Genomic DNA, 14,255 nt, shown 5'->3' with positions numbered 1-14,255 from the left:
GTGTTTGAAAAATATCCCATGTTTGCAGGTGCCAAATGGCCCTTTTTTTGGTATAATTTTTTATAATGAAAACGATTGGTAATCGCTATGTTGTGGTGGATTTAGAGGCAACTAGCACAGGTAGTAAGGCTAAAATTATCCAAGTGGGAATTGTTGTGATTGAGGATGGAAAAATCGTCGATCATTACACGACAGATGTCAATCCACACGAACCTTTGGATGATCATATTAAAGAACTGACAGGGCTGACTGACCAACGTCTGGCGCAAGCACCTGATTTTTCGCAAGTTGCCAGAAAAGTCTTTGACTTGGTGGAGGATGGGATTTTTGTAGCCCATAATGTTCAGTTTGATGCCAATCTCTTGGCGGAAAATTTATTTTTTGAAGGTTATGAGCTAAGAAATCCTCGTGTTGATACGGTCGAATTGGCCCAGATCTTTTTCCCAGAACTGGAAAAATATAGTTTGCCTATTTTGTGCCGGGAATTAGGAATTCCTCTAAAACACGCTCATACAGCCCTTTCAGATGCCCAAGCTACTGCGGAATTACTTCTTTTTTTGCGAGAAAAGATGGCACAGCTTCCCAAAGGTCTCTTGGAACGCTTGCTGGAAATGGCTGACGCCCTCCTATATGAGTCCTATCTAGTTATTGAAGAAATTTATCGAAACCAATCTATCCTGAGTTCTCCCGACTTGGTCGAAGTTCAAGGACTGTATTTCAAGAAGACTGCAGCTCCTCTGGAGCCACGAAAACTATCTCAAGATTTTTCTAAAAATATTTCTCTGTTGAATCTTGAAGTGAGGGAGGAGCAAGAAAGTTTTGCTAAAGAGGTTGGCTTGCTATTGAAAGATGAGCCTGTCTCTTTGATTCAAGCGCCGACAGGGATTGGGAAAACTTATGGCTATCTCTTACCCGCTTTATCTCAAATGAAAGAGCGTCAAATTGTTCTCAGTGTTCCGACAAAGATTCTTCAAAATCAAATCATGGAAGAAGAAGGTAAACGTCTCAAGGAAGTATTCTATACAGATATTCATTCTTTAAAGGGGCCACAAAATTACCTGAAGCTGGATGCCTTTTATCGTTCCTTGCAGGAAAATGATGAAAATCGCTTATTTAGACGCTTTAAAATGCAACTCTTGGTTTGGTTGACAGAGACAGGGACAGGAGATTTGGATGAAATTGGGCAACTCTACCGTTACCAACATTTTCTAACAGACCTTCGTCATGATGGGAATTTATCATCCAAGAGTTTATTTGTGACGGAAGATTTCTGGAAACGTAGTCAAGAAAAGGCACAAACCTGCAAGCTTTTAGTGACCAATCATGCCTATCTTGTAACCAGACTGGAAGATAATCCTGAATTTGTCAGTGACCGTTTATTGATTATTGATGAAGTTCAAAAGATTTTATTGGCCCTAGAAAATCTGCTTCAAGAGACCTACGATATCCAGTCTATTATTGATTTAGTTGATAAGGCTTTAGTAGGAGAAGAAAACAGGGTTCAACAACGAATACTAGAAAGTATTCGCTTTGAGTGCCTCTACTTGATAGAACAATTTCAGTCTGGAAAATCTAAGAAAAATATCTTAGATTCTCTTGCCAATCTCCACCAGTATTTTTCAGAATTAGAAGTAGAAGGCTTTGGGGAACTGGTCCGCTATTTTACAGCTGACCGAGATTACTGGCTTGAAGCAACTGAAACGAGTCAAAAGAAAATTCAGATTTCTTCTACGAAATCAGGTCGTATTCTTTTATCTTCTTTAGTGCCTAATTCATGTCAAGTTTTGGGAGTGTCGGCCACTCTTGAGATTAGTCAAAGAGTTTCTTTGGCAGACCTGTTAGGCTATCCCGAAGCCAAATTTGTTAAGATTGAAGCTGGTAAAAAACAGGATCAAGAAGTGATCTTGGTCAAAGATTTTCTTCTAGTAACAGAAACTTCCTTAGAAGTCTATGCCAAGGAGGTAGCTGATTTGCTGATGGGAGTTCAAGCTTTCCAACAACCGATTTTGGTTCTATTTACTGCCAAAGACATGCTTCTAGCAGTATCAAATTTACTCCCTGTAAGTCATTTAGCCCAGTATAAAAATGGGGATGTTCATCAACTGAAGAAACGCTTTGAAAAAGGAGAACAACAAATCTTGCTTGGTGCAGCAAGTTTCTGGGAGGGAGTTGATTTTTCAAGTCATCCTTTTGTGATTCAAGTTGTACCAAGACTTCCTTTCCAAAATCCTCAAGAACCCTTGACGAAAAAGATTAATCAGGAATTGAATCAAGAAGGGAAAAATGCCTTTTATGATTATCAATTGCCCATGGCTATTATTCGTTTAAAACAGGCTTTGGGAAGAAGTATGAGACGCGAACACCAACGTTCTTTAACCCTCATTCTGGATAGAAGAATCGTCGGAAAACGATACGGCAAGCAAATAGTGACTTCTCTAGCAAAAGAAGCGACTGTTAAAACCGTCTCTCGATCCGAAGTTGATGAGGCTGTTGATAAATTTTTAAATGAACTTTGATAAATAGTATTGTATGAAAGTATAAGGTTAGTGTATATGAAACGTTCTCTCGACTCTAGAGTCGATTATAGTTTGCTATTGCCAGTGTTTTTCCTACTGGTTATCGGCGTGGTGGCTATTTATATAGCTGTTAGTCATGATTATCCAAACAATATTCTGCCCATTTTAGGGCAGCAGGTCGCCTGGATTGCCTTGGGGCTTGTGATTGGTTTTGTGGTCATGCTCTTTAATACAGAATTTCTTTGGAAAGTGACCCCTTTTCTATATATTTTAGGCTTGGGACTTATGGTCTTGCCGATCGTCTTTTATAATCCAAGCCTAGTTGCATCAACAGGTGCCAAAAACTGGGTATCAATAAATGGAATTACCCTATTCCAACCGTCAGAATTTATGAAGATATCCTATATCCTCATGTTGGCTCGTGTCATTGTCCAATTTACAAAGAAACATAAGGAATGGCAACGTACAGTTCCGCTGGACTTTTTATTAATTTTTTGGATGATTGTCTTTACCATTCCAGTCCTCGTTCTTTTGGCACTTCAAAGTGACTTGGGGACGGCTTTGGTTTTTGTGGCCATCTTCTCAGGAATCGTCTTACTATCAGGGGTTTCTTGGAAAATTATTATTCCAGTATTTGTGACTGCTGTAACAGGAGTTGCTGGTTTCTTAGCCATTTTTATCAGTAAGGGCGGTCGTGCTTTTCTACATCAACTGGGAATGCCTACCTACCAAATCAATCGTATCTTGGCTTGGCTCAATCCATTTGACTTTGCCCAAACAACCACTTACCAACAGGCTCAAGGACAAATTGCCATTGGAAGTGGTGGCTTATTTGGTCAAGGTTTTAATGCTTCGAATCTGCTTATTCCAGTTCGTGAGTCGGATATGATTTTCACGGTGATCGCAGAAGATTTTGGCTTTATTGGTTCTGTCCTTGTTATTGCTCTTTATCTTATGCTGATTTACCGTATGTTGAAGATTACTCTCAAATCAAATAACCAGTTCTATACCTATATTTCCACAGGTTTGATTATGATGTTACTCTTCCACATCTTTGAGAATATCGGTGCTGTGACTGGCTTGCTTCCTTTGACTGGGATTCCTTTGCCTTTCATTTCACAAGGGGGATCGGCTATTATCAGTAATTTGATTGGTGTTGGCTTGCTTTTATCGATGAGTTACCAGACCAATCTAGCTGAAGAAAAGAGCGGAAAAGTCCCATTCAAACGGAAAAAGGTTGTATTAAAACGAATCAAATAAGGAGAAAATCATGGTAAAAGTAGCAGTTATGTTAGCTCAGGGCTTTGAAGAAATTGAAGCTTTGACAGTTGTAGATGTCTTGCGTCGTGCCAATATCACTTGTGATATGGTAGGTTTTGAAGAGCAAGTGACAGGTTCTCATGCAATCCAAGTCAGAGCGGATTGTGTCTTTGATGGTGATTTATCAGACTATGACATGATTGTCCTTCCTGGAGGGATGCCTGGTTCTGCACATTTGCGTGACAATCAGGCCTTGATTCAAGAATTGCAAAGCTTCGAACGAGAAGGAAAAAAACTAGCAGCCATTTGTGCAGCGCCAATTGCCCTCAATCAAGCAGGAGTATTGAAAAACAAGAAGTTTACTTGCTATGACGGCGTTCAAGAGCAAATTCTTGATGGTCAATACGTCAAGGAAACAGTAGTGGTAGATGGTCATTTGACAACTAGTCGAGGCCCCTCAACAGCCCTTGCCTTTGCCTACGAATTGGTGGAGCAATTAGGAGGAGACGCAGAGACTTTACGAACAGGAATGCTCTATCGAGATGTCTTTGGTAACAATCAGTAAAACGGGAGTTAACCTCTCGTTTTTTATGTGGAAAACTCAGGGAAATCATCGCTTTTTTCATAAAAAAATGCTATAATGAATGGTATGAAATATCACGATTATATCTGGGATTTAGGTGGAACTTTACTGGATAATTACGAAACTTCAACAGCTGCCTTTGTTGAAACATTGGCACTGTATGGTATCACACAAGACCATGACAGTGTCTATCAGGCTTTAAAGGTTTCTACTGATTTTGCGATTGAGACATTCGCTCCCAACTTAGAGAATTTTTTAGAAAAGTACAAGGAAAATGAAGCCAGAGAGCTAGAACATCCGATTTTGTTTGATGGAGTTGCTGATTTATTGAAAGATATCTCAAATCAAGATGGCCGTCATTTTTTGGTCTCTCATCGAAATGATCAGGTCTTGGAAATTTTAGAAAAAACTTCTATAGCAGCCTATTTTACAGAAGTAGTCACTTCTAGCTCAGGTTTTAAGAGAAAGCCAAATCCTGAGTCCATGATTTATTTAAGAGAAAAGTATCAGATTAGCTCTGGCCTGGTCATTGGTGATCGGCCGATTGATATCGAAGCAGGTCAAGCTGCAGGATTGGATACCTACTTGTTTACCAGTATCGTGAATTTAAGACAAGTATTAGACATGTAAGAAAAAGGAATAAGATGACAGAAAAAATCAAAAATCTGCAGGCACAAGATTATGATGCCAGTCAAATTCAAGTTTTAGAAGGCCTAGAGGCTGTTCGTATGCGTCCAGGGATGTATATCGGGTCAACCTCAAAAGAAGGTCTTCACCATCTAGTCTGGGAAATCGTTGATAACTCAATCGACGAGGCCTTGGCAGGATTTGCCAGCCATATTCAAGTCTTTATTGAGCCCGATGATTCGATTACTGTTGTCGATGATGGGCGTGGTATCCCAGTCGATATTCAGGAAAAAACAGGCCGACCTGCCGTTGAGACTGTCTTTACTGTTCTGCACGCTGGAGGAAAGTTTGGTGGTGGCGGCTACAAGGTTTCAGGTGGTCTTCACGGAGTTGGGTCCTCAGTTGTTAACGCCCTTTCCACTCAATTAGACGTTCATGTCCACAAAAACGGTAAAATTCATTACCAAGAATACCGTCGTGGTCAGGTTGTTGCAGACCTTGAGGTGGTTGGGGATACAGATAGAACTGGAACAACGGTTCACTTCACACCAGACCCAGAAATCTTTACGGAAACAACAACCTTTGATTTTGATAAATTAAATAAACGCATTCAAGAATTGGCCTTTCTAAATCGCGGTCTTCAAATCTCCATCACAGATAAGCGCGAAGGTTTGGAACAAACCAAGCATTACCATTATGAAGGTGGAATTGCTAGTTATGTTGAATATATCAACGAGAACAAGGATGTAATCTTTGATACACCAATCTATACAGACGGTGAGATGGATGATATCACAGTTGAGGTAGCCATGCAGTACACAACTGGTTACCATGAAAATGTCATGAGTTTCGCCAATAATATTCATACACATGAAGGTGGAACGCATGAACAAGGTTTCCGTACAGCCTTGACACGTGTCATCAACGATTATGCTCGTAAAAATAAGTTACTGAAAGACAATGAGGACAACCTAACAGGGGAAGATGTTCGTGAAGGATTAACTGCAGTTATCTCAGTTAAACATCCAAATCCACAGTTTGAAGGACAAACTAAGACCAAACTGGGGAATAGCGAAGTGGTCAAGATTACCAATCGCCTCTTCAGTGATGCCTTCTCCGATTTCCTCATGGAAAATCCACAGATTGCTAAACGTATCGTAGAAAAAGGGATTCTGGCTGCTAAGGCTCGTGTGGCTGCCAAGCGTGCGCGTGAAGTCACTCGTAAAAAATCTGGTTTGGAAATTTCCAATCTTCCAGGGAAACTAGCAGACTGTTCTTCTAACAATCCTGCTGAAACAGAACTCTTCATCGTCGAAGGAGACTCAGCTGGTGGATCAGCCAAATCTGGTCGTAACCGTGAATTTCAAGCAATCCTTCCAATTCGTGGTAAGATTTTGAACGTTGAAAAAGCTAGTATGGATAAGATTCTTGCTAACGAAGAAATTCGTAGTCTTTTCACAGCTATGGGAACAGGATTTGGTGCAGAATTTGATGTTTCGAAAGCCCGTTACCAAAAACTAGTTCTGATGACCGATGCCGATGTCGATGGTGCCCACATTCGCACCCTTCTTTTAACCTTGATTTATCGTTATATGAAACCAATCCTAGAAGCTGGTTATGTTTATATTGCCCAACCACCAATCTATGGTGTCAAGGTTGGAAGCGAGATTAAAGAATACATCCAGCCAGGTGCAGATCAAGAAATCAAACTCCAAGAGGCCTTGGCCCGCCACAGTGAAGGACGTGCCAAACCAACCATTCAGCGTTATAAAGGTCTGGGTGAAATGGATGACCACCAATTGTGGGAAACAACCATGGATCCTGAACATCGCTTGATGGCCAGAGTTTCTGTGGATGATGCTGCAGAAGCAGATAAAATCTTTGATATGTTGATGGGAGATAGAGTAGAGCCTCGTCGTGAGTTTATCGAAGAAAATGCTGTCTATAGTACACTTGATGTCTAAAAAATCGGGAGAAGTAGTTCCCTTGATCTAAAAAATATGATATAATCATTACGATTGTTTCAAGTAAAAAAGGAGTTTAATATGTCTGCTAGCCTAGTAATTTATTTGATAATTGCAGTTGCAGTTTTATTGGTCATTGCTTATGCTATCGCAATCTATGTAAGGAAACGCAATGAAAGTAAACTAGCAATTTTAGAAGAGAAAAAAGAAGAACTGTACAATCTTCCAGTAAATGATGAAGTTGAAGCTGTAAAAAATATGCACTTGATTGGACAAAGTCAGGTGACTTTCCGTGAATGGAATCAAAAATGGGTTGATTTATCTCTTAATTCTTTTGCCGATATCGAAAATAATCTTTTCGAGGCAGAAGGTTACAATAACTCATTCCGTTTTTTCAAAGCGAGTCATCAAATTGATCAAATCGAGAGTCAAATTACCTTGATTGAAGAAGATATTGCGGCAATTCGCAATGCCTTGGCAGATTTGGAGAAACAAGAATCTAAAAATAGTGGACGTGTTCTTCATACCTTGGACTTATTTGAAGAGTTGCAACACCGAGTTGCTGATCATTCTGAAGAATATGGACAAGGTTTATCTGAAATTGAAAAACAATTGGAAAATATCCAATCTGAGTTTTCTCAGTTTGTAACTTTAAATTCGTCAGGTGACCCAGTAGAAGCTGCTGTGATTTTGGATAATGCTGAAAATCATATCTTGGCTTTAACGCATATTGTTGATCGTATACCAGCAATTGTAGCAACATTATCTAAAGACCTACCTGATCAACTGGAAGATTTAGAAGATGGTTACCGTAAGCTTTTAGATGCTAATTATCATTTTGCTGAAACGGATATTGAAGCGCGTTTCCAACTGCTTTATGAAGCTCTCAAGAAAAATCATGAGAATATTGCGAAACTAGAATTGGATAATGCAGAGTACGAAAATACTCAAATCCAAGAAGAGATTAATGCACTTTATGATATCTTTACAAGAGAAATTGCGGCACAGAAAGTAGTAGAAGGTTTAGTAGCAACACTTCCTACTTATCTTCAACACATGAAGGAAAATAATGCTTTATTGATAGAAGACATTGAGCGTTTGAGTAAAAGTTATTTACTTTCTGAATCGGATGCAAGTCATGTTCGTCGTTTACAGTCCGAATTAGAAAGCTTTGAGACTGCTATTATTGAGGCAACTTCAAATCAAGATGAACCAACTCAAGCATATTCAATTCTTGAAGAAAATCTTGAATCTTTACAGGAAAATCTTAAAGAGATTGAAGATGAACAGATTGCAGTTAGTGAGCGTCTTGCACGAATTGAGAAAGATGATATCAATGCACGTCAAAAGGCAAATGTATATGTTAATCGTCTCCATACAATCAAGAGATATATGGAAAAACGGAACCTACCTGGTATTCCACAAACTTTCTTGAAGTTATTCTTTACAGCAAGTAATAATACGGAAGATCTAATGGCTGAATTAGAACAAAAATTGGTCAATATAGAGTCAGTTAACCGTGTTCTGGAAATTGCAACGAAGGATATGGCAGAGCTTGAGACGGAAACTTATAATATTGTACAGTATGCAACCTTGACAGAGCAACTCTTGCAATATTCTAACCGCTATCGCTCATTTGATGAACGCATCCAAGAAGCATTTAACGAAGCTTTAGATATTTTTGAAAAAGAATTTGATTATCGCGCTTCATTTGACAAGATTTCTCAAGCATTGGAAGTGGCAGAGCCTGGTGTAACCAACCGTTTCGTTACTTCATATGAAAAGACACGTGAGACAATTCGTTTCTAAGATAATAAAAAAGATTTGATTGTGTGAGAAGCAGAATCAAATCTTTTTTACTATTTGTCTATAAAATCTTGTATGATAAGATCTCAAGATAAAAAATTGGAGACGATTTAAAAAGCAAGTCAGAACCTATGTTTGGTCTATAAGGTTCAATAGCTTTCTAATCTCTCCAAAATTTTATTTGATTGGAATCGAAATCCCAATTAATTTTTCTGAGTAGAGGGTTTTGATATTGGCCTCATCAATAGAGTCCTTATCAATTTTACGTTTCAAGAAAAACTCTTGGATGGCTTCGATTTCAGTTTCTCGAATAGCACGGTGTTTATTTGAGATGAGGATTTCATAGTGAAGCGGAGCTTGGGTAAAAATAACATCTGTATTTCCAGCAGAATAGACCTCAACAAGGGTTGCATCTGTACTCTCTAGCTGGCTTTTTACAAGTTGCGAGTGTGAGTTTGTCGTATTGATAAGCTTCATAATATTTCCTCCGATTTTCTAATTCTATTATAGCACTTTTTGAATAAAGTAGCTTGGTTTAGTCAATCTTATGCTGTTTTTTCCAAGATTGGATGGCCCATTTATGGCTACCACGTTTGAGGTTTTCAATAGCCTCGTCAATAGGGAACCAGGCAATATGATTAAAGTCTTCTAGTGGTTTTTGTACTTCTTTGAAGGAAGTCGCTTCATAAAGGTAGGCAGGATTGTAGTAGTAGGTATCACGGTGACGAGAGTAGAAATATTCGTCAGCTTGTCCATAGTAGGTACCAATTTCAGCTGTGAAACCAAGTTCTTCAATCAACTCACGTTTTAGGGCTTCCTGATGGTTTTCACCTGCTTCAATTTCGCCACCTGGTAGGAACCAAGCGCCATTTGGTGCTTGAACAAGAACAATTTGTTTTTGTTCAGCGTCAGGGATAACTGCATATACGCCATAACGGTTCTGGTAGGTCACATTCTCTTTTTTTTCTCCGAAAGTTGGGTTTGCCATTGCATTTTCCTCATTATCTAGTATCGTTATTATTATCATAATGGACAAAGGCCGAGCTGTCAAGAATTTATAGTTATTTTAGTAAAAAGGAGCAGAAAATTTTCATTTTCTACTCGTTTTTATAGTATTTATACTTCTTTTTCAGAAGTTTTTACTTCAGCTTTTTTGGCAGACTTAATTTGAATCTTGCCCTTGCTGGTCATCACTGCCTTGAGGTCTTTTTCACTTGGATTTTCAAGGTAGTAGTCAGTGATTGCGTCTTCAATATAGTCTTGAATAGTGCGGCGAAGTGGGCGTGCTCCCATTTTTGGATCATAGCCGAGATCAACCAATTTTTCTTTGACCTTGTCCGTTACATCTAGATGGATATTGTTGCTAGAGAGGCGCTTGTTAACATCTGCTAGCATGAGCTCGACGATCTGAAGGAGATTATCCTTGCTGAGAGCTTTGAACTCAATAATGCCGTCAAAACGGTTCATAAATTCTGGGCTAAAGAAGTTACCGAGTTCACCAAGAACAGAGTTGGTACGTCCTTCGCGAGCTGCCCCGAAACCAACGCTGGCTTCGGCCTTACCTGTACCTGCATTTGAGGTCATGATAATAATGGCATCCTTAAAGCTGACGGTACGCCCTTGCCCATCTGTCAAACGACCATCGTCTAAGACCTGGAGGAACATATGCATAACATCTGGGTGGGCTTTTTCCACTTCATCCAGAAGAATAAGAGAGTAGGGATTACGACGGATTTTTTCAGTTAATTGCCCAGCCTCATCGTAGCCAACATAACCTGGAGGGGCACCGACCAACTTAGCTACACTGTGTTTTTCCATGTATTCACTCATGTCAAAGCGAATCATGCTGTCAGCAGAACCAAAAAGTTCGATAGCTAGTTGTTTGGAAAGTTCTGTCTTACCGACACCGGTTGGCCCAACGAAAAGGAAGCTTCCGATTGGGCGGTTAGGGGTACCGAGACCGACACGATTACGGCGAATAGCCTTGGCTATCTTATCAACTGCATCGTCCTGTCCAATAACATGAGACTTGAGGTCTTCAGCTAGATGGATGAGTTGAGATTGTTCTTTCTCTTTCAAATCACCAACAGGGATATTGGTTTTCTGCTCGATAATGTGCTCAATGGTTTTCTCACTGATGATAGGAGTATCTTGGTCTGTGACCTTTTTCTTTTGCATTTCCTTATACTTGGCAATCTGGTCGCGGAAGTAGGCGGCCTTCTCAAAATCTTCCTCCCGTGTAGCTTGAGATTTGAGATTTTCAGCCTCAATCAAGCGCTGATCAATGACTTTAGGATCTACAAAATTCAAGGTCAAGTTCATCTTAGAACCCGCTTCATCTAAGAGGTCAATAGCCTTGTCAGGTAAGAAGCGATCTTGGATGTAACGATTGGAAAGAGTTGCAGCAGCTTCAATCGCAGCATCGGTATATTGAACGTGGTGGTAGTCTTCATATTTCTTTTGAATCCCTTTGAGGATAGTGATTGTTTCCTCCACCGTTGGTTCATCGACCTTAACAGGTTGCATACGACGCTCTAGGGCGGCATCTTTTTCAATGATACGGTATTCATTGAGGGTAGTGGCACCGACCAGTTGCAGTTCCCCACGAGCAAGGGCTGGCTTGAGGATATTTCCTGCATCCATATTGCCATCGCCCGCAGAACCAGCACCGACAATTTCATGGATTTCATCGATAAAGAGGATGATGTCCTCACGTTTGCGAATTTCTTCCATGAGTTTTTGCATGCGTTCTTCAAATTGTCCACGGATACCCGTTCCTTGAACTAGGCTAACTACATCCAGACGGATGACTTGTTTACCTTGTAGTTTATGTGGAACATCGCCATCAACGATTTTCTGAGCTAAGCCTTCGACAACGGCAGTTTTTCCGACACCAGGTTCACCGATAAGAACAGGATTATTCTTGGTTCTGCGATTGAGAATCTCGATGACACGGATAATCTCATCATCGCGTCCAATAACGGGATCTATATCTCCACGACGGGCAATCTCAGTTACATTGATACCAAATTCTTCCAGCAGGCTTTTTTCTTGGCTAGGTGGCGGAGTTTGGGCAGATCCACGATTTAGGGAGCCATAACCGCCATTTCCACCGTAACCTCCACCTGATTGGGTTGGGGGAGTAGGAGGAGTGTTGTTAGAAGGTCTGAAATTGTTTAGATCATTGAAGAAATCACCAAAAGGATCAAAGTCACGATTGTTCAGATCCGTCATACCTTTAAAGAGGCTATTGTTAGGATCTGTCTTGATAATCTTATAGCAGTTTTGACAGAGGTCAATTTGTTTTTGCTTTCCATTGAGATTGGTATAAAGATGAATTGTTGAGTCATTGATTTTACAGTTTTGACAAAGCATACATCTACCTCATTTCTTTCTTTAGCCTGACCTGTTTAATGGTCAAAAATAGTCAAATTTCTATACTCTCATTATAACAGGATTGGGGTGTAAAGCAAGTAAAAAGATTGCAGCTTTGAGAAGTTGTTACAATGAAGATCTTTGTGAATTTGGACTATAAAAAAATCCTATTTGTGAGACAAAAAGGATTTTGGTTAGACATGCAGGGTGTAATCCCAGCTTGTTTTGTATTAGTAAAGGAGTTCGTAAATCTCCATTGCAATTAAGTCAATGCTATCAAACGTATAAGTTTCGCGAGCTTCGACATCACGAAGGGTAAAGATTGAGCCGTTTTCTTCGTCGTGGCTGTATGCAACTTCTGCAACAACGACTCCTTCGCGTTCAAAATTACGTTTTAAATTTCCGCCGTCTTTTGCCATTGCTTCAAGGCGGTTGATGATTCTAACCAAATGTGATTCCATTTTGATTCTCCTTCATTTCTTATCGTTACTATTTTACCACAAAGGAGGCCAACTTGACTAGAAAAAACTAAGATTTCTCGCTAATTCTACCAGCTTAAAGTTTTTTTGAATAAATCGGATAAAAAGTTTGAATTTTAATTCAATACATGTTATAATCATACAGTATTCTATTTTAGAAAGCAGTGTGACTATGAATTTTTCTTTTTTACCAAAGTATTTACCTTATTTTAACTATGGGGCTGTCGTGACGGTTCTCATTTCTATCTGTGTTGTTTTTTTGGGAACTATTTTGGGTGTTGTCTTGGCTTTTGGGCAACGTTCAAAGTTTAAACCGCTTGTTTGGCTGGCCAACTTGTACGTTTGGATTTTCCGTGGGACACCGATGATGGTTCAGATTATGATTGCCTTTGCCCTTATGCACATCAATGCTCCGACTATTCAGGTTGGAATTTTAGGTGTTGATTTTTCTCGCTTGATTCCAGGGATTTTGATTATCTCTATGAACAGTGGTGCTTATGTTTCTGAGACTGTTCGTGCCGGAATCAATGCGGTTCCAAAAGGTCAGCTAGAAGCGGCTTATTCGCTAGGGATTCGTCCTAAAAATGCGATGCGCTATGTGATTTTGCCACAAGCAATCAAAAATATTTTGCCAGCATTGGGGAACGAATTTATCACCATTATCAAGGACAGCTCCCTCTTATCAGCTATTGGTGTCATGGAGTTGTGGAACGGGGCTACAACAGTTTCTACAACAACCTATCTACCTTTAACACCACTTTTATTTGCAGCCTTTTACTACTTGATTATGACCTCTATTTTGACCGTAGCCTTGAAAGCTTTTGAAAAACGTATGGGACAAGGAGATAAGAAATAATGACAGAAATCTTGATAAAAATTGAAAATTTACATAAATCATTTGGAAAGAATGAAGTATTGAAGGGCATCAACCTCGAGATTAAACGTGGAGAGGTTGTCGTTATCATCGGTCCTTCAGGGAGCGGGAAATCTACTTTGCTTCGTTCTATGAATTTGTTGGAAGAAGCGACCAAGGGGAAGGTTATCTTTGAGGGAGTCGATATTACAGACAAGAAGAATGACCTCTTTGCCATGCGTGAGAAGATGGGCATGGTTTTCCAACAATTCAATCTCTTTCCTAATATGACTGTGATGGAAAATATCACCTTGTCACCTATCAAGACCAAAGGTGAGAGCAAGGCAATTGCAGAGAAGAGAGCTCAGGAACTTTTGGAAAAAGTTGGTTTACCAGATAAGGCAACTGCTTATCCACAGAGTTTGTCAGGTGGTCAGCAACAGCGGATTGCCATTGCGCGTGGTTTGGCTATGGAACCTGATGTCTTACTCTTTGACGAGCCAACTTCAGCCTTGGACCCTGAAATGGTAGGTGAGGTTCTGGCTGTTATGCAAGACCTAGCCAAGTCAGGAATGACTATGGTTATCGTAACACATGAGATGGGATTTGCCCGTGAGGTGGCAGATCGTGTCATCTTTATGGCAGACGGTGTGGTTGTTGAAGATGGGACACCTGAGCAGATTTTTGAACAAACCCAAGAACAACGGACGAAAGATTTCTTGAGTAAGGTTTTATAATCTATTTTAAAATTTCAAGACAAGATTAGTGAAAAGCTCAACCAGAGCTTTTTCT

The 14,255-nt window shown here is 39.8% G+C and carries 12 protein-coding genes; 8 read left to right on the top strand and 4 right to left on the bottom strand.

All coding sequences use genetic code 11. The features are described from left to right. Nucleotides 1-65 precede the first annotated feature (65 nt). The 6 genes from ACN076_RS08195 (at nt 66) to ezrA (ending at nt 8,759) form a co-directional block, all read left to right on the top strand. On the top strand, nt 66-2,516 hold the full coding sequence (locus ACN076_RS08195) for a bifunctional DnaQ family exonuclease/ATP-dependent helicase (RefSeq protein WP_420789816.1): 2,451 nt from the start codon (nt 66-68) through the stop codon (nt 2,514-2,516). 36 nt (nt 2,517-2,552) lie between these two features. Continuing rightward, nucleotides 2,553-3,776 carry an FtsW/RodA/SpoVE family cell cycle protein gene (locus ACN076_RS08190; protein ID WP_420789815.1) on the top strand — a complete coding sequence of 408 codons (1,224 nt, stop codon included), beginning with the start codon at nt 2,553-2,555 and terminating at the stop codon, nt 3,774-3,776. A 10-nt stretch (nt 3,777-3,786) separates the two neighbouring features. Further along, nucleotides 3,787-4,341 carry a DJ-1 family glyoxalase III gene (locus tag ACN076_RS08185; RefSeq protein ID WP_420789814.1) on the top strand — a complete coding sequence of 185 codons (555 nt, stop codon included), beginning with the start codon at nt 3,787-3,789 and terminating at the stop codon, nt 4,339-4,341. 84 nt (nt 4,342-4,425) lie between these two features. After that, nucleotides 4,426-4,989 (top strand): HAD family hydrolase, encoded by a 564-nt coding sequence (locus ACN076_RS08180; protein WP_420789813.1) that lies wholly within the window; start codon nt 4,426-4,428, stop codon nt 4,987-4,989. Between the two features lie 14 nt (nt 4,990-5,003). Continuing rightward, the gene (gene gyrB, locus ACN076_RS08175; RefSeq protein WP_420789812.1) at nt 5,004-6,950 is read left to right on the top strand and encodes a DNA topoisomerase (ATP-hydrolyzing) subunit B; all 1,947 of its coding nucleotides are present in this window, start codon (nt 5,004-5,006) and stop codon (nt 6,948-6,950) included. A gap of 81 nt (nt 6,951-7,031) precedes the next feature. Continuing rightward, the gene (ezrA, locus tag ACN076_RS08170; RefSeq protein WP_420789811.1) at nt 7,032-8,759 is read left to right on the top strand and encodes a septation ring formation regulator EzrA; all 1,728 of its coding nucleotides are present in this window, start codon (nt 7,032-7,034) and stop codon (nt 8,757-8,759) included. A 174-nt stretch (nt 8,760-8,933) separates the two neighbouring features. Here the strand turns inward: ezrA and ACN076_RS08165 are convergent, their stop codons facing one another. The 4 genes from ACN076_RS08165 to ACN076_RS08150 all read right to left on the bottom strand — a co-directional run bounded on the left by ACN076_RS08165 (nt 8,934) and on the right by ACN076_RS08150 (nt 12,592). Beyond that, nucleotides 8,934-9,233, bottom strand: coding sequence for a DUF1827 family protein (locus ACN076_RS08165; protein ID WP_000767197.1), 300 nt, complete (start codon nt 9,231-9,233; stop codon nt 8,934-8,936). A 58-nt stretch (nt 9,234-9,291) separates the two neighbouring features. Next, nucleotides 9,292-9,744 (bottom strand): NUDIX hydrolase, encoded by a 453-nt coding sequence (locus ACN076_RS08160; protein ID WP_420789810.1) that lies wholly within the window; start codon nt 9,742-9,744, stop codon nt 9,292-9,294. Between the two features lie 128 nt (nt 9,745-9,872). Continuing rightward, nucleotides 9,873-12,131 (bottom strand): AAA family ATPase, encoded by a 2,259-nt coding sequence (locus ACN076_RS08155; protein WP_420789809.1) that lies wholly within the window; start codon nt 12,129-12,131, stop codon nt 9,873-9,875. 230 nt (nt 12,132-12,361) lie between these two features. Continuing rightward, nucleotides 12,362-12,592: a DUF1797 family protein gene (locus ACN076_RS08150; protein WP_000443570.1), complete on the bottom strand. Its 231-nt coding sequence runs from the start codon at nt 12,590-12,592 to the stop codon at nt 12,362-12,364. Nucleotides 12,593-12,782: 190 nt separating this feature from the next. Here ACN076_RS08150 and ACN076_RS08145 point away from each other — a divergent pair, with 190 nt between their 5' ends. Together ACN076_RS08145 and ACN076_RS08140 are read left to right on the top strand one after the other, a co-directional pair. After that, on the top strand, nt 12,783-13,466 hold the full coding sequence (locus ACN076_RS08145) for an amino acid ABC transporter permease (protein ID WP_001011641.1): 684 nt from the start codon (nt 12,783-12,785) through the stop codon (nt 13,464-13,466). Beyond that, nucleotides 13,466-14,200: an amino acid ABC transporter ATP-binding protein gene (locus ACN076_RS08140; protein WP_420789808.1), complete on the top strand. Its 735-nt coding sequence runs from the start codon at nt 13,466-13,468 to the stop codon at nt 14,198-14,200. The genes ACN076_RS08145 and ACN076_RS08140 overlap by 1 nt, the downstream gene beginning before the upstream one ends. Nucleotides 14,201-14,255 lie beyond the last annotated feature (55 nt).

This window comes from Streptococcus sp. K0074 (assembly GCF_048843365.1).
Classification (GTDB): Bacteria; Bacillota; Bacilli; order Lactobacillales; family Streptococcaceae; genus Streptococcus; species Streptococcus mitis_BM.
Note: the sequence above shows the minus strand (reverse complement) of the source record. Positions and strands in the feature narration are given on the sequence as shown.